Source organism: Klebsiella variicola (assembly GCF_000828055.2).
GTDB lineage: Bacteria > Pseudomonadota > Gammaproteobacteria > Enterobacterales > Enterobacteriaceae > Klebsiella > Klebsiella variicola.
In genome coordinates, this window is sequence record NZ_CP010523.2 from 1,732,974 (window position 1) to 1,758,749 (window position 25,776).

At 40.5% G+C, this 25,776-nt stretch carries 19 protein-coding genes and 2 pseudogenes; 19 read left to right on the forward strand and 2 right to left on the reverse strand.

The features are described from left to right. Window positions 1–211 precede the first annotated feature (211 nt). Window positions 212–1,795: a TerC family protein gene (locus tag SP68_RS08185; RefSeq protein WP_012541074.1), complete on the reverse strand. Its 1,584-nt coding sequence runs from the start codon at window positions 1,793–1,795 to the stop codon at window positions 212–214. A gap of 770 nt (window positions 1,796–2,565) precedes the next feature. On the opposite strand from SP68_RS08185, the pseudogene galF reads away from it, so the two are divergent. Both galF and SP68_RS08195 read left to right on the forward strand, forming a co-directional pair. Continuing rightward, window positions 2,566–3,539, forward strand: a pseudogene (galF, locus tag SP68_RS08190) (GalU regulator GalF). 315 nt (window positions 3,540–3,854) lie between these two features. After that, a complete protein-coding gene (locus tag SP68_RS08195; protein ID WP_040968725.1) occupies window positions 3,855–4,484 on the forward strand; it encodes a phosphatase PAP2 family protein in 630 nt (209 codons plus the stop codon). Between the two features lie 544 nt (window positions 4,485–5,028). Here the strand turns inward: SP68_RS08195 and SP68_RS29060 are convergent. Beyond that, a pseudogene (locus tag SP68_RS29060) lies at window positions 5,029–5,118 on the reverse strand (hypothetical protein); the annotation flags it as partial. Window positions 5,119–5,441: 323 nt separating this feature from the next. Between SP68_RS29060 and SP68_RS08200 the strand changes: the two are divergent. The 17 genes from SP68_RS08200 to SP68_RS26240 all read left to right on the forward strand — a co-directional run bounded on the left by SP68_RS08200 (window position 5,442) and on the right by SP68_RS26240 (window position 25,647). Beyond that, complete coding sequence (locus SP68_RS08200; protein WP_040968724.1) at window positions 5,442–6,875, forward strand: capsule assembly Wzi family protein; 1,434 nt, start codon at window positions 5,442–5,444, stop codon at window positions 6,873–6,875. 145 nt (window positions 6,876–7,020) lie between these two features. After that, window positions 7,021–8,154, forward strand: a complete 1,134-nt coding sequence (locus SP68_RS08205; RefSeq protein ID WP_021469653.1) for a polysaccharide export protein — start codon at window positions 7,021–7,023, stop codon at window positions 8,152–8,154. Window positions 8,155–8,158: 4 nt separating this feature from the next. Then, window positions 8,159–8,593, forward strand: a complete 435-nt coding sequence (locus SP68_RS26210) for an arsenate reductase/protein-tyrosine-phosphatase family protein (RefSeq protein WP_071785244.1) — start codon at window positions 8,159–8,161, stop codon at window positions 8,591–8,593. A 14-nt stretch (window positions 8,594–8,607) separates the two neighbouring features. Next, window positions 8,608–10,758 carry a polysaccharide biosynthesis tyrosine autokinase gene (locus tag SP68_RS26215; RefSeq protein ID WP_071891536.1) on the forward strand — a complete coding sequence of 717 codons (2,151 nt, stop codon included), beginning with the start codon at window positions 8,608–8,610 and terminating at the stop codon, window positions 10,756–10,758. Between the two features lie 73 nt (window positions 10,759–10,831). Beyond that, window positions 10,832–12,043, forward strand: coding sequence for an oligosaccharide flippase family protein (locus SP68_RS26220; RefSeq protein ID WP_224224408.1), 1,212 nt, complete (start codon window positions 10,832–10,834; stop codon window positions 12,041–12,043). Beyond that, window positions 12,040–13,350 (forward strand): O-antigen polymerase, encoded by a 1,311-nt coding sequence (locus tag SP68_RS08215; RefSeq protein WP_040968723.1) that lies wholly within the window; start codon window positions 12,040–12,042, stop codon window positions 13,348–13,350. The genes SP68_RS26220 and SP68_RS08215 overlap by 4 nt, the downstream gene beginning before the upstream one ends. 12 nt (window positions 13,351–13,362) lie before the next feature. Continuing rightward, a complete protein-coding gene (locus tag SP68_RS27315) occupies window positions 13,363–14,493 on the forward strand; it encodes a glycosyltransferase family 4 protein (RefSeq protein WP_023147649.1) in 1,131 nt (376 codons plus the stop codon). A gap of 121 nt (window positions 14,494–14,614) precedes the next feature. Further along, window positions 14,615–15,019 (forward strand): acyltransferase, encoded by a 405-nt coding sequence (locus SP68_RS28755; protein WP_160118128.1) that lies wholly within the window; start codon window positions 14,615–14,617, stop codon window positions 15,017–15,019. After that, complete coding sequence (locus tag SP68_RS27760; protein ID WP_071891542.1) at window positions 15,012–15,554, forward strand: LbetaH domain-containing protein; 543 nt, start codon at window positions 15,012–15,014, stop codon at window positions 15,552–15,554. The genes SP68_RS28755 and SP68_RS27760 overlap by 8 nt, the downstream gene beginning before the upstream one ends. Next, on the forward strand, window positions 15,547–16,473 hold the full coding sequence (locus SP68_RS26235; RefSeq protein ID WP_071891544.1) for a glycosyltransferase family 2 protein: 927 nt from the start codon (window positions 15,547–15,549) through the stop codon (window positions 16,471–16,473). Before SP68_RS27760 ends, SP68_RS26235 begins: the two co-directional genes overlap by 8 nt. A gap of 7 nt (window positions 16,474–16,480) precedes the next feature. Continuing rightward, window positions 16,481–17,599 carry a GDP-mannose 4,6-dehydratase gene (gene gmd, locus SP68_RS08225; RefSeq protein ID WP_040968722.1) on the forward strand — a complete coding sequence of 373 codons (1,119 nt, stop codon included), beginning with the start codon at window positions 16,481–16,483 and terminating at the stop codon, window positions 17,597–17,599. Window positions 17,600–17,602: 3 nt separating this feature from the next. Continuing rightward, on the forward strand, window positions 17,603–18,571 hold the full coding sequence (gene fcl / locus SP68_RS08230) for a GDP-L-fucose synthase (protein WP_040968721.1): 969 nt from the start codon (window positions 17,603–17,605) through the stop codon (window positions 18,569–18,571). A gap of 1 nt (window position 18,572) precedes the next feature. Further along, window positions 18,573–19,031, forward strand: a complete 459-nt coding sequence (locus SP68_RS08235; RefSeq protein WP_016244812.1) for a GDP-mannose mannosyl hydrolase — start codon at window positions 18,573–18,575, stop codon at window positions 19,029–19,031. A gap of 11 nt (window positions 19,032–19,042) precedes the next feature. Then, on the forward strand, window positions 19,043–20,257 hold the full coding sequence (locus SP68_RS08240) for a glycosyltransferase WbuB (protein WP_040968720.1): 1,215 nt from the start codon (window positions 19,043–19,045) through the stop codon (window positions 20,255–20,257). A 305-nt stretch (window positions 20,258–20,562) separates the two neighbouring features. Continuing rightward, window positions 20,563–21,966, forward strand: coding sequence for an undecaprenyl-phosphate glucose phosphotransferase (wcaJ, locus tag SP68_RS08245; RefSeq protein ID WP_021469641.1), 1,404 nt, complete (start codon window positions 20,563–20,565; stop codon window positions 21,964–21,966). A gap of 163 nt (window positions 21,967–22,129) precedes the next feature. After that, window positions 22,130–23,536, forward strand: coding sequence for an NADP-dependent phosphogluconate dehydrogenase (gene gndA / locus SP68_RS08250; protein WP_032730785.1), 1,407 nt, complete (start codon window positions 22,130–22,132; stop codon window positions 23,534–23,536). A 182-nt stretch (window positions 23,537–23,718) separates the two neighbouring features. Further along, on the forward strand, window positions 23,719–25,647 hold the full coding sequence (locus SP68_RS26240; protein WP_071891547.1) for a right-handed parallel beta-helix repeat-containing protein: 1,929 nt from the start codon (window positions 23,719–23,721) through the stop codon (window positions 25,645–25,647). Window positions 25,648–25,776: the final 129 nt, after the last annotated feature.

Below are 25,776 nucleotides of genomic sequence, written 5' to 3' on the forward strand. Positions count from 1 at the left end.
AATTCTCCGCGATGTGAGAATGTCGCCAAAGCGTGGAGCCCCGTTGATGCCGGGTGGCGGCTGCGCCTGACCCGGCCTGGGATGTGCGGTGGGGGTAATACCCCGGTCTGCATTGCCATCCCGTAGGCCTGATAAGCGAAGCGCCATCAGGCATGGGTTTGATTATCCATCCCACCGCCCGGGATACCCCGGGCCGTTTTATGCCTGACGATTACACCTCATAATCCAGCTCATCCTGCTTTGCCGGCGGGACGATCTGCACCTTCTGCACCCGATGGCTGTCGACCTGCAGCGTGCGCAGGGTATAGCCATCAATCTCAATGGTTTCTCCCACCTGCGGCACATGCTGCAGATACTCCATCAGCAGACCGGCGACGGTGTGGTACTCCCGTTTATCATCCAGCGGCAGCGGAACGTACTGCACCAGGTCCTCCAGCGGCATATGGCCGTTAACCGTCCACGAACCGTCCTGATGATGCTGAATATCGTGCCGGGCGTCGATCTCCTCCACCTCGTTGGGCAGATTACCGGCGATAGTCTCCATCACGTCGCTCAGGGTCACAATCCCCTCGACGGAACCAAACTCATCGACCACAAAGGCGAAGTGGGTGCGGGCCTGACGGAACTGCTCAAGCGCGGAGAGGAGCGGTAACCCCTCCGGAAAGACCAACGGCTGCCGCACCAGCACCTGCAGATCCAGCGGCTCCTGGCGCAGGGACTGCTGGAGCAGGTCAATAACATGAACCACTCCCAGCAGGTCTTCATTATCTTTCCCGCCGGTCACCACCAGCCGGGTGTGCTGATTTTTCTCCACCAGGCTGCGGATCTCTTCCTCCGGCGCGCTGAGGTTGATGCGCTCGATATCATGGCGCGACGTCATAATACTGCTGACGCTGCGCTGATTAAGGTTCAGCACCCGCTCAATCATCAACCTTTCCTGCGGATTAAACAAAGGATGATGGTCCTGATCGGCCACCAGCGACGCCGTGTCAGCATCCAGTTCAGCTTTTTCCTTCTGGCCGCTCAGCAGGTTCATCACCGCCTCGGTGGTGCGCTGACGCAGCGTCATATTGGCCGACAGGAAGCGACGGCGGTTAAACAGCGCCAGCTGGTTAAGGGCTTCAATCATGACCGAGAAGCCAATTGCCGCGTACAGATAACCTTTCGGGATAATAAAGCTGAAGCCTTCAGCAATCAGGCTGAAGCCGATCATCAGCAGGAAGCTCAGACAGAGGATGACAATGGTCGGGTGGCTGTTAACGAAGCGCGTCAGGGCCTTGCTGGCCATCAGCATCAGGCTGATGGCGATGATCACCGCGGCCATCATCACCGCCAGGTGGTCGACCATGCCGACGGCAGTGATCACCGAGTCGAGCGAAAAGATGGCGTCGAGCACCACGATCTGCGCCACCACGGCCCAGAATTTCGCCCCTCTGCGCTGGGTGGGATTATCGCTGTCCTTCCCCTCCAGCCGTTCGTTGAGTTCGACGGTGGCTTTAAACAGCAGAAATAAGCCGCCGAACAGCATAATTAAATCGCGGGCGCTAAAGCTGAAGTCGTGAAAAACAATCAGCGGTTTGGTCAGGGTCACCAGCCAGGAGATAGAGGCCAGCAGCAGCAGACGCATGACCATCGCCAGCAGCAGACCGGTGATACGAGCGCGGTCGCGCTGGGCGGGCGGCAGCTTTTCGGCGAGGATAGCGATGAAAACCAGGTTATCGATACCCAACACCAGTTCGATAACCACCAGCGTGACGAGACCTGCCCAGATTGACGGATCGGCAATCCATTCCATATGTATTAAAACCTGTACGACTGCGGTATGTGTTACCACGATCATGGATAAGATGAGTCTAAAATGCAATAACGACGCGGATTTCACTCCGCCAGGGGTGGATATATTTCCAGCAAATTAAGAGAACAGAAAAGAATTATGTTCCAGAAAAGATCAGCGGAAAAATAACAATATGGCGGAACGCGCTGGAATAAGCTTGCTGATATCAGAACCATAACCCGCTGCGTTCTGCCCGGCGCAAAAGCGCGGGCAGTCCCGTCGTTCTTCACGGTAGGCACCCGTCCTCATCCCCGGGTGAAGTGCGAAGCCCGCTCACAAAATCGGCATAATTCACATCATGAAGTGAGCGCAGAATAGCGCCGATCGCAGTTCTCTGCCGTGTATTACGGTTATTATCCTGCCATATCTGGCTGTTTGTGCTGAAATATATTGCCTGGCGAAATTAATTATCTATATCTATTCTTTCCGCACACATGGGCGCCGCAGCCTGCAGCTGGCAGGGGCTGCGTACCAAAGGCCGCGATGTATGGGCCTTGCGGCGACATCGCGCTGTGCAGGAAAGCGGGCCGCTGAATATCCTGATGGAGAATAAGATTATTCTCACTTCAAACTGTTGGTAAAAGGAAGTTGTGTGTATTCTTTTAGGTGACAGTGAATTTAAGAATTTGGCGGGCAGATGCCCGGGCAGTATCCGTGTATTATCAGTTCCAATGGATTTGTGACATGTACAATTTTGCAAAACTGCGTGTTTTGCAACCAAACAGGTGAAGATGAATATGGCGAATTTGAAAGCGGTTATTCCGGTCGCAGGACTTGGCATGCATATGCTGCCGGCCACAAAGGCAATTCCAAAGGAGATGCTGCCGATCGTTGATAAGCCAATGATTCAGTACATTGTTGACGAAATCGTCGCCGCCGGGATCAAAGAGATTGTCCTGGTGACGCACTCCTCGAAGAATGCAGTGGAAAACCACTTTGATACCTCCTACGAGCTGGAAGCCCTGCTTGAGCAGCGCGTGAAGCGCCAGCTGCTGGCGGAAGTCCAGGCCATTTGCCCGCCGGGCGTAACCATCATGAACGTGCGCCAGGCACAGCCGCTGGGTCTGGGCCACTCCATCCTCTGCGCCCGCCCGGTAGTCGGGGACAACCCGTTTGTCGTAGTGCTGCCGGATATCATTCTCGACGGCGGCACCGCGGACCCGCTGCGCTATAACCTCGCCGCCATGGTCGCTCGCTTTAACGAGACCGGCCGCAGCCAGGTGCTGGCGAAACGCATGCCAGGGGATCTCTCCGAATACTCCGTTATCCAGACCAAAGAGCCAATGGTGGCCGAAGGGCAGGTGGCGCGTATTGTCGAGTTCATTGAAAAACCGGACGAACCGCAGACCCTGGACTCTGACCTGATGGCAGTGGGCCGCTACGTGCTGTCGGCAGATATCTGGGCTGAACTGGAGCGTACCGAGCCAGGCGCCTGGGGCCGTATCCAGCTGACCGATGCCATTGCCGAACTGGCGAAGAAGCAGTCCGTTGACGCGATGCTGATGACCGGCGAAAGCTATGACTGCGGTAAAAAAATGGGCTACATGCAGGCCTTCGTCACCTACGGAATGCGTAACCTGAAAGAAGGCGCCAAATTCCGCGAAAGCATTAAAAAACTGCTGGCCTGACAGCTGGTGTGAAGATGAGCGGCATGGCAAAGGCTTTCGCCACGCCGCTCATAACGTTATGCAGAAATTATTCATAACGTGAATGTTATAACGATTGTAAAGAAACGTATGGCTTCGGAGACTTCTGGTAGTTTGTCTCTGGCCTCTGTGGTGCAATGGTCGGAGTAGCGGCAATAATGCTTTGTGAATAGTCACTTAGTGCGACAATTCCTAAAGCTCAGGGAAAGCGGTCAACGTCAGCCAAAAATAAAACTTGACTGCGATCATGTTTCCGCTTTAAACATCTCACTTGCATGCATAAAAATGTGAAATGAATTGGCATGCGAGCTGGTACAGACATTACGGATAATCCCTGAGCACGGCAGTGGACATCATCGAAGGATCACAGGTATATGAACTGGCAACTCATCTCATTTTTTGGCGATAGCACCGTTTTGCTGCCCAGCGCAGCGGCGCTGTTTATTGTCCTGATGCTGCGTAAAACGTCGCGGTTGCTGGCGTGGCAGTGGAGTTTGCTGTTCGGCATCACCGGCGCCATCGTCTGCGCCTCCAAACTGGCCTTTATGGGCTGGGGGCTGGGTATTCGCGAGCTGGATTACACCGGCTTCAGCGGCCACTCAGCGCTTTCCGCGGCCTTCTGGCCTATCTTCCTGTGGCTGCTTAGTGCTCGTTTTTCCGCGGGCTTGCAAAAAGCAGCCGTCGCCACCGGCTATATTCTGGCCGCTGTGGTGGGGTATTCACGGCTGGCCATCCATGTGCATTCTGTCTCGGAAGTGATCGCTGGCCTGCTGCTCGGCGCTGCTGGCAGCGCTTTGTTCCTGATGCTGCAAAAACGTACCACCCATTCGGAAAGCGTGAGTATTTCCTGGGGCGGCGTCGTGTGCCTTGTGATGGTCCCGCTTATCCTGTTGCATAGCGGCAATAAAGCGCCGACTCAGTCCCTGCTGGGGCAAATCGCCACCGCGGTGGGACCACTGGATAAACCCTTTACGCGTACCGATCTGCATAAGCAAGCCTGGTAATCGCCATTTGTTTTACAAGGGAAATTAAGTTTTCGCCGATTAATTAGACAAATAAGAAAATAATCTACTATATGCCAGTCAATTGATAATTCATATTTATGAAATAATGCAGTGCTACTACATTGTTAGTGCCAATTTGCGTGGATATAGCCGTGGTCAGACGTTTCTTAAATGCGTTCAGAAATCACAGCTCCACATTGGATGAATAATTCTATATCGACAAACTATTAGAAATTGTAGTTGACTGTCTCGTCATCATCTGATTTTGGAATGACGTAAACATGATGAAAAAGATCTTTTTTTACAAATAGTTATCTTCGCCGATGTCGGCATGGTGGCGCCAGGCAGATGTTAGGTAGTTAAGAGCAATAAATAATCTTTATTGGCGAACCGCTTATTTTTCGCCAATAAAACAGCGGATGGGATTAATTGGCAGATATTCAGCAGTAAGACTCCCAATTGTGACCGAAATCCCGTAGACTTAACGCCGCAAAAAATAAAGGCCTGACCAATTTATCACCCACAGGCCGATTAAATACGCCGTTCAGGTAGTCAGTGCGCTGGTAGCTGTTAAGCCAGGGGCGGTAGCGTCGCTGAAACTACCTGCTGCTGCACAAATACCTTCTCTGAATGCCTATAAAAATCGATGCACTTTGGGTGATTAACGCCATAAGATATCTATGATGCTCAACAGATATCCTCATAAAGGGGTCAGGAGCGGCTGCTGATATCGCCTGTACACTAACTTTCCTGTCTCATTGATAGCCTGTACGGTAAAATTCGCCTACATTGTGAGCTGGGTGGATGTGATAAGGGTGACAAGCAGCTTAGGGTAACTGTACTTGCCTCGCCGGTGTTGCACAGTGAAGTCAGCTGGTGCCGCGAGCGCTTTCTATCTTGGTATTCCCCTCATTCTCATTGAGATACGACAGCGGGGCTGAAAATGGATCTTGTACAATGATAAAAATTGCGCGCATTGCCGTGACATTGGGCTTGCTTTCCTCATTGGGAGCCCAGGCTTACGCGGCCGGGTTAGTAGTAAATGATAACGATCTGCGAAACGACCTTGCCTGGCTTTCCGATCGCGGGGTCATCCATCTGAGCTTGTCGACCTGGCCGCTGAGCCAGGAAGAGATCGCCCGGGCGCTAAAAAAGGCCAAACCTTCTTATTCTTCTGAGCAGGTAGTTCTGGCCCGTATCAACCAGCGAATGTCTGCTTTAAAAGCCGATTTCCGGGTCACCGGCTATACCTCGACCGACCAGCCGGGCACTCCGCAGGGGTTCGGTCAGACGCAGCCGGCAGATAACTCCTTAGGCCTGGCGTTTAATAACAGCGGCGAGTGGTGGGATGTCCACCTCCAGGGCAACGTCGAAGGGGGAGAGCGGATCAGCAACGGATCGCGCTTCAACGCCAACGGCGCCTATGGCGCGGTGAAGTTCTGGAATCAGTGGCTCTCCTTTGGCCAGGTACCGCAGTGGTGGGGACCTGGGTATGAAGGTAGCTTGATCCGCGGGGATGCGATGCGGCCGATGACCGGCTTTCTGATGCAGCGGGCTGAGCAGGCGGCACCGGAAACCTGGTGGCTGCGCTGGGTGGGCCCATGGCAGTATCAGATCTCAGCCAGTCAGATGAATCAGTATACCGTTTATCCTCATACGAAAATTATAGGCGGCCGTTTCACGTTTACGCCCTTCCAGTCATTAGAATTAGGTGCGTCGCGCATTATGCAGTGGGGCGGCCAGGGACGACCACAATCGTTTAGCAGCTTTTGGGATGGGTTTACTGGCCATGATAATACCGGGACTGATAACGAACCGGGTAACCAACTTGCCGGTTTTGACTTTAAGTTCAAACTCGAACCGACTCTAGGCTGGCCGGTCAGTTTCTATGGTCAGATCATCGGTGAGGATGAAGCGGGTTATCTACCATCATCAAATATGTTCCTCGCAGGTATAGAAGGGCATCATAGCTTGGGAAAAGATGCGGTAAATTGGTATGTTGAAGCTCATGATACGAGAACAAATATGAGTGGAACACGATACAGTTACTGGCATCATATTTATACTGACGGTTATTACCAGCAAGGGTATCCACTTGGGGATGCAATGGGCGGCGATGGTCAACTTTTGGCTGGAAAAATAGAGCTAATGACCGAGAGTAATCAGCGATGGAGCACCCGTTTGGTTTTTGCCAAAGTCAACCCAGACAATTTAGTAATCAATGGTGCTTTCCCTCATTCAGATACTTTGAAAGGTGTGCAGTTGGGATGGAGTGGAGATGTTTATCAGTCGGTTCGTCTGAATACCTCACTGTGGTACACCAACGCTAACAATAGCGACAGCGATGACGTTGGGGCCAGCGCAGGGATAGAGATACCGTTTAGTTTATAAGGCTGAATGCTGAAAACAGGGGAGAGAGGGTGGTAGCGCTGCAGGACGCGGTCAGCTTATATCTCTCCACAAGTCGGCAGGGAAGTAACGGCTATGACAGCTGCTCAGGAATTGGCAAATTTTGATTTACTGATGATGTGACATTATGAAGAAAAAAATTGTTAGATTTTCGGCATTGGCGTTGACAATTGGATTTTTATCGGGTTGTACCATTATCCCTGGTCAGGGATTAAACAGTCTGCGTAAGAACGTAGTCGAACTCCCGGACAGTGACTACGATCTGGATAAACTGGTCAATGTCTACCCGATGACACCGGGCCTGATCGATCAGCTTCGACCGGAAACTGTTCTGGCCCGTCCAAATCCACAGTTAGATAATTTACTGCGTAGTTATGAGTATAGGATCGGGGTAGGCGATGTGCTAATGATCACCGTATGGGATCATCCAGAGTTAACAACCCCTGCAGGACAGTACCGTAGTGCGAGTGATACCGGTAACTGGGTCAATTCAGATGGTACTATTTTCTATCCTTATATCGGTAAGGTGCAGGTGGCGGGTAAAACCCTTAGCCAAGTTCGCCAAGATATTGCAAGTCGTTTAACTACATATATTGAAAGCCCACAGGTTGATGTAAGTGTTGCAGCATTTCGATCACAAAAAGCATATGTTACTGGTGAGGTTGTAAATTCTGGCAAACAACCTATCACCAACATCCCATTAACAGTGATGGACGCAATCAATGCTGCCGGAGGTTTAGCCCCAGATGCGGATTGGAGAAATGTCGTTCTGACGCATAACGGTAAAGATACAAAAGTGTCTCTTTATGCATTAATGCAAAAAGGAGATCTTACTCAGAATCACTTACTCTATCCAGGAGACATTCTGTTTGTCCCTCGTAACGATGATTTAAAAGTATTTGTAATGGGGGAAGTGGGAAAACAGAGCACATTGAAAATGGATCGAAGCGGGATGACTCTCGCAGAAGCAATTGGAAATGCGGAAGGGATGTCGCAAGCGTTTAGTGATGCAACTGGCGTGTTCGTGATTCGCCAATTAAAAGATAGTAAAGAAGGTAAAATTGCGAATATATATCAGTTAAATGCTCAAGATGCATCTGCAATGGTATTAGGCACTGAATTTCAATTACAACCTTATGATATCGTCTATGTAACTTCTGCTCCTTTGGTTCGCTGGAATCGTGTAATTTCCCAGCTAGTACCAACCATTACAGGAGTGCATGATATGACTGAGACTGGAAAATTTATTCGTACTTGGTGATTTTATGTTTAATTCAATTTTGGTTGTATGTACAGGAAATATTTGTCGTTCACCAATTGGTGAACGCTATTTACAAAAGTTGCTGCCAAATAAGATTGTGGCGTCCGCAGGCACTGGTGCATTAGTAGGCCACGAAGCAGATGAAACAGCTTTAAAAATATCACAACAAAATGGTCTCTCGTTATCAGGGCATGTAGGTAAGCAATTTAATGTAGAGCTAGGGTGTCAATTTGACCTAATATTAGCAATGGAGAGAAAACATATTGAATATATATGTCAGATTGCGCCTCAATTGCGTGGAAAAACAATGCTTTATGGTTATTGGGTTAACAATTTAGAAATACCTGATCCTTATCGTAAAAGTGAAGAGGCCTTTTCATCAGTATATAAACTTATTGAACAAGCTGCTAATTGCTGGGCGGATAAACTAGGTAATTAATCAGGGAAAATTGTATGACCACTGTAAATAACCAAAAAAACTCACCGACAGAAGCAGAAGAGATAGATTTAGGGCGTCTCATCGGTGAGCTAATTGATCATCGCAAGTTGATAATAGCAGTTACCTCCTGTGTGACGTTTATCGCGCTTTTCTATGCAATATTAGCGACGCCTATTTACCAATCTAATGCTTTAATACAAGTTGAGCAAAAGCAAGGGAACGCGATACTAAGTAGCCTTACACAAATTTTACCTGATGCTCAACCACAGTCAGCACCAGAAATAGCATTGTTAAAATCAAGGATGATACTCGGTAAGACAGTTGATGATCTTAATTTGCAAACTCAAGTCGAGCCTAAGCACTTTCCAATAATTGGAGATGGGATAGCACGATTACTAGGGAAAGAAAATGGTCATATTGACATTAGTACTTTATACATTCCTCAGAATAATGGAACCAAGACTCCGGAAATAATTCTTACTATTAAAGGTGCAGGAGAATTTGAAGTTGAAAGCAATTCATTTACAGCTACAGGAAAGGTTGGTGAATTGTTTCAAAAAGATGGTGTAAAGCTCATTGTAAATGGTTATGACGCAAAAGAAGGAGATAGATTTGTTGTTAAATATTTTACAAGATTGAAAGCAATTAGTAATCTCCAAGATGCGTTTAGTGTTTCAGATCAAGGAAAAGATACTGGAATGCTTACTTTAACATTAACGGGACCTAAGCCGAAACAGATTTCGGAAGTTTTAAATAATATTTCTGAAAATTATTTAGAACAAAACGTTGCTCGACAAGCAGCACAAGATGCCAAAAGTTTAGATTTCCTTAATAAACAATTGCCGATTGTTCGTACAGATCTTGATAATGCTGAAAATAAACTTAACAGCTATAGAAAACAACGAGATTCAGTCGATTTATCCATGGAGGCTAAATCTGTATTGGATCAGATTGTCAACGTTGATAATCAGTTAAATGAAATTACTTTCAGAGAGGCTGAAATATCACAACTGTATACCAAGGAGCATCCGACTTATAAAGCCTTAATAGAAAAGAGGCAGACGTTACAGAATGAAAAAACAAAATTAAATAAAAGAGTGAGTAGTATGCCTACTACTCAGCAAGAAGTTTTGCGCTTAAGTCGAAATGTTGAGTCTGGTCGAGCGGTATATTTACAATTATTGAACCGTCAACAAGAACTAAGTATTGCAAAATCAAGTGCAATTGGTAATGTTAGGATCATTGACAAAGCAATAACAGAACCGCAACCGGTCAAGCCCAAAAAATCGTTAGTTGTAATAATTGGGTTTATCCTTGGTTTATTTATAGCTGTTTCCGCAGTATTAATTCAAGTCTTTTTGCGTCGTGGAATAGAATCTCCAGAACAATTAGAAGAAGCTGGAATAAATGTTTACGCGAGTGTTCCTGTTTCAGAATGGTTAACAAAGAATCATAACAGAAATAAAAATTGGAGAAAAGAAACTACTAAACTTCTTGCTGTCGAGAATCCCACTGATTTAGCTGTTGAAGCGATACGTAGTTTACGAACAAGTCTCCATTTCGCTATGTTAGAAGCGAAAAATAAAGTACTTATGATATCTGGGGCAAGCCCGAATGCAGGGAAAACTTTTGTAAGTACAAATTTAGCAGCTACAATAGCGTCAACAGGTAAGAAGGTATTATTTATAGATGCAGATCTCCGGAAGGGATATGTCCATAAAATATTAGGCAACACTAAACAAGTAGGCGTATCCGATATTTTATCAGGTCAGTGTAAAATTGAAGATGCATTAACAAGAGCTTCAAGTGGAGACTTTGATTATATAAGTCGTGGTAAAAATCCACCGAATCCTGCTGAGTTACTAATGCATCCAACATTCGAGAAGTTATTAAAATGGGCTGATGATAATTATGATCTGGTTATCATAGATACGCCCCCAATATTAGCCGTTACTGATGCTGCAATTATTGGTAGATATGCAGGTACGACACTATTAGTAGCTAGATTTGAGAGTAACACTGTCAAAGAACTTGCTGTTAGTGTTTCAAGATTTGAGCAGAGTGGAATTGTAGTTAAAGGTTGTATATTGAATGGAGTGGTCAAAAAAGCCAGTAACTATTACGGGTATGGATACGGGTACTACGATTATTCCTATAAAAAATAATCAATATTAATATAACCAAAGTGCCTTTTAGAAAGGCACTTTGTACTAGAATTCAAACTCTATTGGGGGTTACTTGCTTAGGAAACAGATAGTTTGGTCATTATTTGAAAAAATGATGAAATCGGTTACTGCTATTGCAACACTCTCTCTAATATCAAGAAGTTTAAGCGAATTGAATTTTGGTGAGTATGTTACACTTGTTTCACTTGGCGGTGTATTTTTAGCGTTAACGAATATAGGTGCTGAAAGTTTAATACCAAAAATCATTTCTAAAAAAGATTCTGGCAGTGAGTTTTATTTATTGAAACTTACAGCAACGTTTTTGTTTTGTATGATATTTTTAATAATATGTTTTACTTATTACAAAAATATTTCATGGCAATATATATTAATTTTTAGTATTTCTTTTTTTTGTTATTTTTATAGTTATAGTGAGTATGTTGCTAACCAGAAAGGACTAATTAGTCTTTTTTCTAAAATTTCCATTAGTATACAATCCATATCTTTATTATTAAAGGGACTGTATGTGTATTATGGTGGAGATAATATTGTTTTTTGGTTATGCATATTTTCTGTTGAATATTTATTGACTGGTTTAATATCATATTTACTATTAAAAGAGCCTGTAACATTTAAAGGGATTGATAAAAGTAAACTGCAATTAATGATGAAGGACGTATCTTTCATCTTGTTATCGTCTGCTACGATCGCTGCTTATATGAGGATTGATACCTTAATGATCAGCTATTACCTTGGTAGTGATGCAGCCGGTAAATATTTTGCAGGTTCCCGACTTAGTGAAGGGGTTTATTTTATAGGTATTTCAGTTGCCAATATCTTTTATTCCCAAACGTTAAGAGATAATATAGCCGAGAAAAAAACAGTATCGAGAGATATAAAAAAATATATATTGTTTCTATTCGTATTAGGTGTCGCAGGTACAAGCTTCATAAATTTATTCTCAAATATGGCTATTAATTTTTTATATGGTAAAGAATTTTCCGTAAGTGCAAAAATACTCTCAATACATAGTATATCAATAGCGTTTGTTTTTATTGGCGGATATCTCAGTCGCTTATATATTGGGTGCGGTTATGCTAAAAAGAATTTCAGACGCACTTTTTTCTCTTTGATTATAAATGTAGCTTTAGTTTATTATATGATCCCGCACTTTGGAATATCAGGTGCAGCCTATGCAATGGTCATTAGCCAGATATTCTCTAGTTTCATAATGTTTATAATTGATAAGGAATTTATGTCTAGGCTGGCTAAAGGGAAAATATGAGCTTACTAATAACATTCTTACTTGTATTACATCTTCTTTTATGTTTTTTCAAAATCAAATCAGATATAAGGAGTCAAAGATTTGGGTTAATAACGGGCTATTTTTTGAGTATTATTTATTTTATTATTATACCTCTTTTTTATTATGTGCTTAACGGAGAACTGAACTTAAATGATGCGACAGCACCTGCAACATATTACTATTTAGAAAGTGATTATAATACACAGTCGAATATCTTGCTGTTTTTAGTATCATTCTTAATAGCAAATATAATTATAATAATATTTGAAAATATTTTTGCAAATACTTTAAAAATAGGAACAAAAAAATATGATTTTGAAACGGATTCTAAGCTAAATATAGCATGGTTGTTTAGTTTTGGTTTTTTGATTGCATATTATTTTATTGTGATGAAAGGTGCCGATCATTGGTATCATGCTAAAGGCGAGTTTTTTGAAAACTATGGTACCGTTGGGGTTATCTTTGGTTTCTTATTGTTTGGTTCGAAAATGTATTTTCTCAGTGAGTTTTTTAAAGCCATTGATAAAAATCATAACAAACTTAAATTAGCGTTATATGCCATGTCAATTATAGCCGCAGAATTGTATGTGACTGGCAATCGCGTATTTATATTTGTGTTTGCATATACCTTTTTATTTTATTTAATTCTAAATAAAAAATATAAATATTTATTATGGTTGTTAGTAATATCTGTAATATCAGCTTTCGTATTGGGTTGCTATTCTGTATTTAGAAGTTACCTATATTCAGAAGGCTTTGAAGTTGCATTAGATAGAACTATTGAATTTATAGCAACTAATAGTGTTATATATGATTATGTTTTTAAAGCAATATTTGAGACAGTAAATATAAATATTTTAATGTCTCTATATAAATCAGCAGACTTTATAAACTTGGATTTAACGCATTTAACCTTTTTAAAGCCATTTATTTTCTTTATTCCGCGCAGTTTGTTAGAAAATAAAATTGAATCTGTGACTGTTATCGCGGGTCAAATGTTAGATGGTAGGGAAGGCCTATCACTAGTTACACTTCTTCCAGGTGAGGCGATATTAAATTTTGGATGTGTTTTTTTCATTTTTTTACCATTTGTGGTGGTAATATTTAATCGATTTGCATTGCTTATCAGTAAAGGAAATGTTAATAACTGGGCTTTACTTGGATATGGGTTATTAATTATGCGATTTCCTTTTTCAGATGTTTTTATCCAGTATATCGCTACGACATTGTTGATTATGTTTGGTAATCGATTGTCAAAATTTAAATTCAAAAAAACTTACAGATAAAAAGGTATTAAAATGCAAAAAGTAGCAGTAATATATCATTTTTTTCCTCATTATCGGTCTGGCATTATAAAAGAATTATTAAAGTCAAATGAATATGAGTTCCATTTTTTTGGTGATAATATACAACAATATCAAGGCATCAAACGTTATAAAGATATACCTGAAGATAGATTCCATGTCATTAAATTTAATAATTATAAAGGACTTATTTTTCAACATGGCTTAATGAGATTAGCAACTGACAAAGACTTTTCTAAGATAATAATACTCGCCGACCCTCATTTTGTTATGTCGTGGCCTCTATGTGTTTTAGGCAAATTGCGTGGAAAAAAAATAATATATTGGACGCATGGATGGACTAAAAATATAAGTGGTCTAAGATATTTTATAAAAAAGAAATATCATAATTTAGCTGATGATTTACTTCTGTATGGTAATCGTGCAAAAGATCTCGCAATACAATCAGGATATCCAGAGAAAAATTGCCATGTGATTTATAATAGTCTTGATTACGAAAATCAAGTGCTGGCACGGAATAAATTAGCTAATATTGATCGTGATACAAATAGGAAAGAGAAATTTGGAGTTACGGATGGGGCAATTGTTACGGTTGCTCGATTAATTGAGAGTTGTAGATTTGACCTATTAATTGAGTCGCTTAAATTGATTAAAGAACAAAAAAAGTTAGCACCAAAAGTTATCATTATAGGTGAAGGCCCAGAGAAGAATAAGTTACAAATAATGGCTAGTGAACTTGACGTTGCGGATCAGATAACATTTATGGGGGCTTGTTATGACGAAGCTGTATTGTCTGAAATAATTTACGCTGCTGATGTAACTGTTTCTCCTGGTAAGGTTGGGCTCTTGGCCATGCATAGTTTGAATTATGGTACACCTGTAATTACACATGACAATTTTGAAAAACAAATGCCAGAATATGAAGCAATTATTCCTAATAAAACTGGATCGTTTTTTAAACATAATGATGCAAATTCACTTGCGGAAGAAATAATAAAATGGATCGTCAATAAAAAAGATGCCCAAGTTATTGAGAATTGCCATAGTGTTATAGATTATAAATATAATCCTCTCGTGCAAAGTAAAATTATTCATGAGGTTTTGAATGATAATAAACAAAAATAGCTTTGTTTATCGTATTCTACGAAGAACGAAATGCAAGTTTTCGCATTTAAGGTACAGAGTAAAGCAAGTACATTATTCCGCAATGATAAGTTCAGGATGTGATATCTCTAACGACTTGATTATGGAAGCTGAAACCTATATTGGGCCTAATTGCTTGATTGGACCCAATGTTGTTATCAAAAAGTTCGCAATAATTGGCCCCAATGTTTCTATAGTTGGACACGATCACATATTTGATAAAGTTGGAGTACCCATTATTTATTCTGGTAGACCGTATGGAGAAGCAAAGACATATATAGGTAAAGATGCTTGGATTGGTGCGGGTAGCATAATATTAAGTGGTGTGAATATCGGTTCAGGAGCTATTGTGGCTGCCGGCTCAGTCGTTACAAAAAATATCCCTGAATGCACTATTTATGGTGGTGTACCGGCGCGATTCATTAAAAATAGGTTTTCTGAAGATGATAAAATGAAACATTTAAACCTAATCGAAAATGAGAATTTAACTGGTGACTATTGTGAATAATAGCTATGAGCTGAATTTTTTTAGCCGTGCAAATAAAATATACCGTGTAGCATGGAGTATATTTTATATTATTTTTTTCAAATATACTCCCCCCCAGTTATTTTCTTATAGAAATTTTGTTTTAAAGATTTGGGGAAGCAAAATCCAATCAGGAGTGCGTATATATCCTACGGTCAAGATTTGGAGCCCCAAGAATCTTGTCATGAAAAAGGGCTCATCGATTGGACCGCGAGCATATATATACAATCAAGGAAATGTCGAGATTGGTGAATATAGTATTATAAGCCAAGATGTAACCATTTGTGCTAGTACACATAATTATAAAAGATACGATCATCCCTTGGTATTAAAAAACATTACTATCGGAAAACGAGTATGGGTCTGTGCAGAGTCTTTTATCGGACCTGGTGTGACTTTAAATGATGGTTGTATTCTAGGAGCTCGTGGTGTTGCTAAAAAAAATTTGGATGCTTGGTATGTATATGATGGGAATCCGTGTCAAAAAATTAAAAAAAGGGTGATGGAAAATGAGTAATAAAAAAGTCACAGTTTTTATTTTGACAAAAAATGAGTCATTACATATTAAAAGGTGTCTTGATTCCTTACGGAATATAGCTGATAAAATAGTAATTATTGATTCTTACTCTACTGATGATACGAAAGAAATATGTCTATCATACGGAGATCTAGTCGAGTTTTCTGAGCATCCTTGGAAAAATTACGCTGACCAATTTCAATGGGGGTTAGATAACCATACAGTAAATACTGAATGGTGTATGCGAATGGATGCAGATGAATATATTGATTCAGAGCTACAGAATGAATTACTGTCAAAGTTACCAGAACTTCCAAGTGATATAAATTGTATATTTATCCGCAGGAAATATATTTATAAGAACAAATGGATTAGACATGGTGGTGTTTATCCTTTGAATTTGCTTCGCGTATGGCGTGCAGGAACTGGTAGAATTGAGCAGCGCTGGATGGATGAGCATATTGTTGTACAAAACCCGAGAACAACTCAATTCCATGGGCATATATATGATCATAATTTAAATGATATAAGATGGTGGAGTGATAAACATTTAAATTATGCAGATAGAGAAGTTGTAGATCTTTTAAATATCAAGTATTCACTATTTAAAAAGGATGATGAAGTTAAAAAAAATGGAGGTTTTCAGGAAAAAATAAAACGTCTTTTAAAAGAAAAAATCTATTTTAAGCTACCACCTTCTTTAAGATCTTTATTATATTTTCTATATAGATATCTATTAAGGTTGGGTTTCATGGATGGTTCTAAGGGATGGGACTATCATTTCTTACAAGGGCTTTGGTATAGAAGTTATGTCGATATTAGATTTAAAGAATTAGATAATGCTATTTCATCTATTACTAACAAAGATGAAGTATTGGATTATTTATCTGTTAAAACTGGATTGAATTTTAAGCGCTGAGGTTTATATGCATAAGAAAGCTTTGATTACTGGTGTTACTGGTCAAGATGGTTCATATTTAGCTGAGTTTTTACTTGAAAAAGGCTATGAAGTTCATGGTATTAAGCGTAGATCATCATCATTTAATACAGATCGTGTAGATCATATCTATCAAGATCCGCATTCTTCTAATCCTAAGTTTCATTTGCATTATGGTGATCTTAGCGATACTTCAAACTTAACAAGATTATTGTCAGAAATTCAGCCAGATGAAGTATACAATTTAGGGGCTATGAGTCACGTCGCTGTATCTTTCGAATCACCAGAATATACAGCAGATGTTGATGCAATAGGCACTCTTCGTCTATTAGAGGCAATTCGTTTTCTTGGTCTTGAGAAAAAAACTCGCTTCTATCAGGCATCTACTTCTGAACTTTACGGTTTAGTACAAGAAATTCCGCAAAAAGAGACAACCCCTTTCTATCCCCGTTCACCTTACGCAGTTGCGAAGCTTTATGCATATTGGATTACTGTTAACTATCGCGAGTCATATGGAATGTACGCGTGCAACGGCATTCTTTTTAACCATGAATCACCACGCCGTGGCGAAACGTTTGTAACACGAAAAATTACACGTGGGCTTTCCAATATAGCTCAAGGTTTAGAAAAATGTCTTTATCTTGGTAATATGGACTCCTTACGAGATTGGGGACATGCGAAAGACTATGTCAAAATGCAATGGTTAATGCTGCAACAAGAACAACCCGAAGATTATGTTATTGCAACTGGGGTACAATACTCGGTACGTCAATTCGTTGACTTTGCCGCATCCGAGTTGGGTATTAAATTACGCTTTGAGGGGCATGGCGTTGATGAAGTCGGAATTGTAGAGAGTGTTTCTGGTGAAGATGCACCTGCAGTTAAAGTAGGCGACATAATTGTAGCTGTTGACCCACGTTATTTCCGTCCGGCTGAAGTGGAAACCTTACTTGGAGACCCTTCGAAAGCTCACGATAAGTTGGGCTGGAAACCAGAAACAACCTTACAAGAGATGGTTGTCGAAATGGTTAGAAAGGATCTGGAGGCTGCTAAAAAACATTCTCTACTCAGATCACATGGTTACGAGGTTTCGATTTCTCTGGAGTAAAAAATGACAATTAAGAAGAGAGTTTTTGTTGCTGGGCATAATGGTATGGTTGGTTCAGCAATCGTAAGACAATTGAAAAACAGAGACGACATTGAGCTCGTACTGCGTTCACGTCAGGAGCTCAACCTGCTTAATGCTCAAGACGTAAATAATTTTTTCGCTAATGAGCGTATTGACGAAGTGTATTTAGCTGCTGCAAAAGTTGGCGGAATAGTTGCGAATAATACTTATCCTGCTGATTTTATATATGAAAATATTCTCATTGAAGCTAATATCATACATGCTGCACATGTAAATGATGTCTATAAGCTTATGTTTCTAGGTTCATCTTGTATTTATCCAAAATATGCTAAGCAACCGATTAGTGAGTCCGAGTTACTACAAGGAACACTTGAATCAACGAATGAACCTTATGCTATAGCAAAAATCGCCGGTATTAAACTGTGCGAGTCTTATAATCGGCAATATAATCGCGATTATCGTTCAGTAATGCCAACTAACTTATATGGAGAAAACGATAATTTCCATCCTTCTAATTCGCATGTAATTCCTGCATTACTACGCCGTTTTCATGAAGCAAAGTTAGAAGGTCTACCACAAGTTGTTGTATGGGGTAGCGGGACACCGATGCGCGAGTTTCTGCATGTTGATGATATGGCTGCTGCATCTATTTATGTCATGGAGCTTGATAAAGCACTTTGGCAGGAGCAAACACAACCAATGCTGTCACATATTAACGTAGGCACTGGCGTTGATTGTTCTATTAAAGAGTTAGCGGAAACAATTTCAAAAGTTGTTGGTTATCAAGGGGAGGTCGTTTTTGATTCTACCAAACCTGACGGCACTCCTAGAAAGTTATTAGATGTTTCGAGATTGGAAGGTTTAGGCTGGAAGTATCAGATTAACCTTGAAGCAGGCTTGGCACGGACTTATGAATGGTTTTTAAAAAATCAACAAAGCTTCCGGAGTTAATATGTTTTTAGATGATAATACATTTAAAAATGTAATAAGGAATACACCACTAATTTCAATTGATTTGATCATTCAAAATGAGAAAGGTGAGTATTTAGTTGGTAAGAGAAACAACCGCCCCGCAAGGGGCTTTTGGTTTGTTCCTGGAGGGCGGATACAAAAAGATGAGTCATTGGACAATGGTTTCGCCAGACTGACCCAAAATGAAATTGGCATAAAAATGATACGAAATGAAAGTACTTTTCTTGGTGTCTTTCAACATTTCTATGATGACAATTTTTTTAATACTGAGTTCAGTACGCACTATATAGTATTGGCGTATGAAATATCTATTATCTCCAGCGGTCTTGTATTTCCACATGAGCAACATAATGAATATCACTGGATGAGGGTGGATGAAATACTAAATAATGATTTAGTACATTTTAATACTAAAGCTTATTTTATGGATGTTGCTTAGGACTTTTAAGTATGAAATTACTTGTATATGGCATCAATTATCGTCCTGAATTAACTGGTATTGGCAAGTATAGTGGTGAAATGGTGAAGTGGTTTGTTGATAATGGTCTTGATGTTAGAGTCATTACTGCTCCGCCATATTATCCTGCATGGAAGGTTGCAAATGATTATTCTGGATGGAAATACACGAAAGAAAAACATCCAGAAATAGTATACAGATGTCCTCTTTATGTACCTAATAAACCCTCAACAATAAAGCGTTTATTACATTTGTCCAGTTTTGCATTCAGTTCATTTTTTCCTCTTGTAATGCAGGCGCGTTGGAAACCTGATTATATTATTTGCGTTGTACCCACGTTATTTTATGTGCCAGGGGCTCTGCTATTAAGAAAACTAACTCGTGCCAAGGTAATCATTCACATACAGGATTTCGAGGTCGACGCTATGCTCGGCTTGGGTATGGCTAAAAAAGGTGTGTTTGCTACATTTGCCAAAAAGTTTGAAAAATGGTGTCTAACGTCTGCAGATAAAGTGTCCTCTATTTCTAAAACAATGTTGTTGAATGCTTCTGGTAAAGGTGTGCCACAAAGTAATCTGATATTTTTCCCTAACTGGTCTGAACTAGAAAGATTCAAAAATGTCAAAAGTGAGCAGTCAGTCAAGCTTAAAGAAGAATTTGGAATAGCTGAGGAACAAAAAGTTATTCTTTACTCAGGCAATATAGGTGAAAAGCAGGGGCTTGAAATCGTTATCAGTGCTGCACAGAAAATGACAGCGAATAATTATGTTTTCTTATTTGTTGGCCAGGGTGGGGGTAAGGAAAAATTAGAAAGAATGAGCGCTGAACTGGATTTGAAAAATGTTCTTTTTAAACCTTTACAACCTTATGAGCTATTACCAGCACTATTAAATATTGCCGATTGTCATCTCGTCGTTCAAAAGAAAGGCGCTGCTGATGCGGTTCTGCCTTCTAAGCTTACGAATATCCTCGCTATTGGTGGAAATTCTGTTATAACTGCAGAGGAAAGTACTGAGCTTGGTCAGTTATGCAAAAATAATCCTGGTATCGCACAATGTGTTGAGCCTGAATCTGTTGATGCTCTCATTTCTGGTATTGAAAAATGTTTGCTAATGCCTCGTCACAACGATGTAGCGGTCAAATATGCAAATGCCTCACTTGATATGAATAATGTTCTTTCAAAATTCATAACAGATATGCAAAATTAGAACTAGTATTTTCAAAGGAATTATTATTTAAGTTGCTTCTGGTGGAATGGACTCCGCTATTCTTTATTGTTAATTTTTTATTACACTTATGCTTTTTTACTGGAGTGTGCTTTATGGAAATCACTGGCATTCATTAAAATCAATGTTATTTGTGCCTTTGTTTTCATTTTGCTTATTCTCTAACTGCTATTATATTGGTGTAAGAGGTAGAGATTAATTGTGTAATAAACCTTTAATCTTGTAAACTTCAGGATTTCTATTGCAAATTATTATTTCATAAGGTTCAATATTTTAAGGAAATCTTCATGGCAACCTTGTATCATCGGACTCGCTCGAATGCGAATGCTTCTTTGATCTCAATGGCTCAACGCTTTTCCGATGTGGTCATAATCTTTTTGGGATTATATTTGGTATGTATTATCAATTCAGTCTCATTTGAATACCAACATGCTCTCATGTTTTTACTATCTTTGGTTATTTTCCAGATGATAGGTGGTATCACTGATTTTTATCGTTCCTGGCGCGGCGTTGCTTTTTCCACTGAGTATATTTTAATTTTTAAAAACTGGACTCTTAGTTTATTAATTGCTTTAGGACTTTTATCTTTAGACTCATCAATTGATACGCGGTTTTTCTTTTTTATTGAATGGTACTTGTTAGTTGATGTTGGTTTATTTATCTGCCGCTCAGTTATCAGATTGATCTCGGGATTGCTCAGGAAATTTGGTTATAATACCAGAAGAGTTGCTGTTGTCGGTTCATTGCCTGCGGGCATTAACTTGTTGAAAAGTTTTATTGAACAGCCATGGCTAGGTTTCGTTGTTAAAGGTATTTATGATAATATAAAATTGGATAGTGTCGAATACGACAACGTACCTTATGCTGGGAATATAGATAAGCTTATTCAGGAAGCCCGTGAGGGGGAAATTGATCGTATTTATATTGCGATGAGTATGCATGATGAGTCCAAAATAAAGGATGTAGTTAGACAATTAACCGATACTACTTGTTCCGTATTATTAATTCCTGACATTTTTACTTTTAACATTCTTCAGTCTCGCACAGAGGAAATAAATGGTGTACCGGTTGTTCCTTTATTCGATTCACCATTAAATGGCATCAACATGGTGTTTAAACGGTTGGAGGATATAATTGTATCATCTTTAATTCTTATACTGATATCGCCAATTCTTCTGGTTATTGCTGCAGCTGTTAAAACTACGTCGAAAGGGCCGGTTATTTTTCGCCAGGTACGTTATGGAATGGACGGAAAACCTATAAAAGTCTGGAAATTTCGCTCGATGACTGTGATGGAAAACGACGACAAAGTTATTCAGGCTACAAAAAATGATATCCGCGTAACTAAAGTCGGCAAGTTCTTACGCAGTACTTCCTTAGACGAACTACCGCAGTTCTTTAATGTACTTTTTGGTCAGATGTCCGTTGTAGGACCTCGGCCACATGCAGTTTCACATAACGAGCAATATCGTTCATTAATTCAGGGATATATGCTTCGTCATAAGGTTAAGCCAGGTATCACGGGCTTAGCACAAATTAATGGTTGGCGTGGTGAAACTGATACTTTGGAAAAAATGGAAAAACGAATCGAATATGATTTGTTATATATAAGAGGATGGAGCATTTGGTTAGATCTAAAAATAATATTCCTTACTGTCTTTAAAGGGTTTATTAACAAATCTGCTTATTAATCAGATGCTGCTTAAGACAAACTTTGTGCATTTATAGTCCAAAATTAATATGTTGTGCTAGTCTACAAATTTTCACTATGAGCTCTTTGTACTTTGGGCTAACATTATCATCACATTTAAGCTGCGAACGTGTCGCAGTGACCACACCAGACAGGAGTATGTAATGTCCAAGCAACAGATCGGGGTTGTCGGTATGGCTGTGATGGGGCGTAACCTTGCGCTGAACATCGAAAGCCGTGGTTATACCGTCTCCGTTTTCAACCGCTCCCGTGAAAAGACCGAAGAAGTGATTGCCGAAAACCCAGGCAAGAAACTGGTCCCTTACTACACAGTACAAGAGTTTGTTGAATCCCTTGAAACACCACGTCGTATCCTGTTGATGGTGAAGGCTGGGGCTGGCACCGACAGCGCCATCGATTCCCTGAAGCCTTACCTCGATAAAGGCGACATCATCATTGATGGTGGTAACACCTTCTTCCAGGACACCATCCGTCGTAACCGTGAGCTGTCTGCCGAAGGTTTTAACTTTATCGGTACCGGTGTTTCTGGTGGTGAAGAGGGTGCTCTGAAAGGGCCTTCCATCATGCCTGGTGGGCAGAAAGAAGCCTATGAGTTAGTTGCTCCGATTCTGAAGCAGATTGCTGCGGTTGCTGAAGACGGTGAGCCATGTGTGACCTATATCGGTGCTGACGGTGCTGGCCATTATGTGAAGATGGTTCATAACGGCATTGAGTATGGCGACATGCAGCTAATTGCTGAAGCTTATGCGCTTTTGAAAGGCGGTCTGGCTCTTTCAAACGAAGAGCTGGCGCAAACCTTCACCGAATGGAACGAAGGTGAGCTGAGCAGCTACCTGATCGACATTACCAAAGATATCTTCACCAAGAAGGATGAAGAAGGTAAGTACCTCGTTGATGTTATTCTTGATGAAGCTGCAAACAAAGGTACCGGAAAGTGGACCAGTCAGAGCTCACTGGATCTCGGCGAGCCTCTGTCTCTGATCACTGAGTCCGTCTTTGCCCGCTATATCTCTTCGCTTAAAGACCAGCGTGTAGCCGCTTCGAAAGTGCTGAGCGGTCCGCAGGCTCAGCCGGCCGGTGATAAAGCGGAATTTATCGAAAAAGTGCGTCGCGCGTTGTACCTCGGTAAAATCGTCTCCTATGCTCAGGGCTTCTCCCAGCTACGAGCTGCTTCTGATGAATACAACTGGGATCTGAACTACGGCGAGATCGCTAAGATTTTCCGCGCTGGCTGCATAATTCGTGCGCAGTTCCTGCAGAAAATCACCGATGCTTATGCGCAAAAGGCTGGCATTGCTAACCTCCTGCTGGCGCCGTACTTCAAACAGATCGCTGATGACTATCAGCAGGCGCTGCGTGATGTCGTGGCGTATGCCGTACAGAATGGTATTCCGGTACCGACGTTCTCTGCGGCAATTGCCTACTATGACAGCTACCGTTCCGCAGTTCTGCCCGCTAACCTGATTCAGGCTCAGCGTGATTACTTTGGCGCGCACACTTATAAGCGTACCGATAAAGAAGGCGTTTTCCACACTGAGTGGTTAGAATAAATATAATTGATTGCAATAAATAAAAGCCCATTTGTTTTTGGGCTTTTATTTTATATATTTTAAAATTCATTTGATGAGCGTGTTTTATTTCCACTGATTTTTTAACGAGGGCTTGGTTACATAACTATTAATGCTGAAATAATTTCTAAAGTCATTTCGAGGTAAAAGATTGAGGGGCAGCTATGAATAGGCGTTTATTATTTAAGCAAGTTTTGGCTTTTTTGTTTGTTAGTCCCCTAACAAGAGCTAAGGTCAGTCTACAGGATTATAAAAGTAATTTATTTGAATTAATACCTTCATTATTCTCATTGAATAATGAAATGAATTCATCACTAAGATATAAAATCTCTTTTATTGTCGATGCCAATGATGATAGCAAGAATGTATATTTTAAGAACGAGAATGGTACTTTTAATATACTAAAGGAAGATGTTTATTTCGATAAAGGTTTATTTTATTCTACAAATGGGCAGGTGTTGAGCATTTACGTTCGACCAAATACACCCGCCAGAATTTATAATAGAGAAGATAGAAGCCATAAATTCGTATCGGATGTTTATTTAGGGAAGATTGATACTTCAACTTCAACTTCAACTTCAACTTCCTCTGTTGATGAAAAGGTCGGGAGCACAGGTAAATTTCATAAATTTATAACTCCTGAATATTTCGGTGCGGCTGGTGATGGTATAACAGATGATACAGTTTGCATCAATGAGGCAATAGCTAGCGGCTATTCTGTTTTTTATTCAGCACGATATTTAATTAGCTCTTCAATTTCCCCAGTAAATAATCAAAAGTTTGTTGGTGTTAATAATGCTGAGTTAATTCTATTGAAGCCAAAAACTTCGCTCATCAAAACCAAGGGTGTTTCTGATGTTGTCATTAAAGGTCTCGTTTTAACTACACATCCTACATTAAGCAAACCTTATAATGGTTCATGTATAGAAATTGAGGGCGCTAAAGGATGGTATATTGGCAATAACGTGTTCTCCAATTATGGCGCCTCTGCAATATTTTGCCGCAACTCGAGTGAAATGTTTATATATAACAATATGTTCGCTGGATCCAAAGGAGCTGCTGGTGATGTTACATTGTGGGGAAGTACTTGTCAGAGCAAGATTAAAAATAACACTATGCTATCAGGTTCAGACTCTGCAATAATTATTCAAACCATTGTCGATGGTGATTTTTGCAGTGATAACCTTATTCAAGATAATAATATTTCGAATTGTACTCGATATGGTATTGTTGTTTATAATAATCTTTCATCTAAAAAAAGTATTCTTCGCAATACAAAAGTAATTGGTAATAAAATATATAATATTCTTGGCCAAGTTAAAAACCCTTCTGTTCATAATACTAAAACTTATGGTGCAGGGATCTATGTTCTAAGTGCTGAAAATATAACTATCCAGTATAACGAGGTTTCTAAATGTAATCTTTTAACTAACTCATCAACTTTAGCTCCGGGTTGCATAGGGCTCAATGCCACATCAAATGCGATTGTTAGTGATAACATTATATCCGATGGGGCTTATTATGGTATTTTTATAGGTGATGCGCTTCAACAAGGAAAAGGAAGTAATGCAAACTCTCCTGATTTTATACCTGATGGAATTGTCTATGTTCAACGCAATAGAATAATAAATTGTAAGCGTGATGGGATATTTATTATTAATAAACACTCCGTCATTATTAACGATAATATGGTTGAAGGTAATCAGGGTTGTGGAATTTCAACATCTGTAAGTAATAATGAATTTTATCATTCTATGAAAAATATAACAATAGCTAATAATTCATCGTGTAAGAACAAGCTTGATGGCATAAATCTTAGCGATGCTTATTGTGCTCGTATTTCTGGTGGGACTTATTCTAATAATGATCGGTGCGGCATTAATCTAACTTCTTTTGGTACTGAGGTTTCCTTATTGCAATGTCAAGACAATAAGATAGGTATTTCAATATCTGATAAAGGAATGAAATGTCGTATTGAAGATTGTAATTTAACGTCTAATGATGTTGGAGTGCTGTCTGTAGTTCCTTATGATGAGCGTGGTTGTGCATTTTCTAAAAATAAACTGTCACGTAAGATTAATGCCTCCTCTTAGAATGAATGTTTTTTACTGCTAATTGTTGAAGTTTTTATTTGTTTTACTTTAGTCTTTCAATTTTTCTATTTTGAGCATAAATTAAAAAGTATTTCTTATTTGCTAAAATTTAATTGTTGAACTGATAAA

What these genes read in the sequence shown, in the direction of transcription:
- SP68_RS08185 (WP_012541074.1), bottom strand. Translation starts at nt 1,795, where the DNA reads ATGGAATGGATTGCCGATCCGTCAATCTGGGCAGGTCTCGTCACGCTG.
- SP68_RS08195 (WP_040968725.1), top strand. Translation starts at nt 3,855, where the DNA reads ATGAACTGGCAACTCATCTCATTTTTTGGCGATAGCACCGTTTTGCTG.
- SP68_RS08200 (WP_040968724.1), top strand. Translation starts at nt 5,442, where the DNA reads ATGATAAAAATTGCGCGCATTGCCGTGACATTGGGCTTGCTTTCCTCA.
- SP68_RS08205 (WP_021469653.1), top strand. Translation starts at nt 7,021, where the DNA reads ATGAAGAAAAAAATTGTTAGATTTTCGGCATTGGCGTTGACAATTGGA.
- SP68_RS26210 (WP_071785244.1), top strand. Translation starts at nt 8,159, where the DNA reads ATGTTTAATTCAATTTTGGTTGTATGTACAGGAAATATTTGTCGTTCA.
- SP68_RS26215 (WP_071891536.1), top strand. Translation starts at nt 8,608, where the DNA reads ATGACCACTGTAAATAACCAAAAAAACTCACCGACAGAAGCAGAAGAG.
- SP68_RS08215 (WP_040968723.1), top strand. Translation starts at nt 12,040, where the DNA reads ATGAGCTTACTAATAACATTCTTACTTGTATTACATCTTCTTTTATGT.
- SP68_RS27315 (WP_023147649.1), top strand. Translation starts at nt 13,363, where the DNA reads ATGCAAAAAGTAGCAGTAATATATCATTTTTTTCCTCATTATCGGTCT.
- SP68_RS28755 (WP_160118128.1), top strand. Translation starts at nt 14,615, where the DNA reads ATGGAAGCTGAAACCTATATTGGGCCTAATTGCTTGATTGGACCCAAT.
- SP68_RS26235 (WP_071891544.1), top strand. Translation starts at nt 15,547, where the DNA reads ATGAGTAATAAAAAAGTCACAGTTTTTATTTTGACAAAAAATGAGTCA.
- gmd (WP_040968722.1), top strand. Translation starts at nt 16,481, where the DNA reads ATGCATAAGAAAGCTTTGATTACTGGTGTTACTGGTCAAGATGGTTCA.
- fcl (WP_040968721.1), top strand. Translation starts at nt 17,603, where the DNA reads ATGACAATTAAGAAGAGAGTTTTTGTTGCTGGGCATAATGGTATGGTT.
- SP68_RS08235 (WP_016244812.1), top strand. Translation starts at nt 18,573, where the DNA reads ATGTTTTTAGATGATAATACATTTAAAAATGTAATAAGGAATACACCA.
- SP68_RS08240 (WP_040968720.1), top strand. Translation starts at nt 19,043, where the DNA reads ATGAAATTACTTGTATATGGCATCAATTATCGTCCTGAATTAACTGGT.
- wcaJ (WP_021469641.1), top strand. Translation starts at nt 20,563, where the DNA reads ATGGCAACCTTGTATCATCGGACTCGCTCGAATGCGAATGCTTCTTTG.
- gndA (WP_032730785.1), top strand. Translation starts at nt 22,130, where the DNA reads ATGTCCAAGCAACAGATCGGGGTTGTCGGTATGGCTGTGATGGGGCGT.
- SP68_RS26240 (WP_071891547.1), top strand. Translation starts at nt 23,719, where the DNA reads ATGAATAGGCGTTTATTATTTAAGCAAGTTTTGGCTTTTTTGTTTGTT.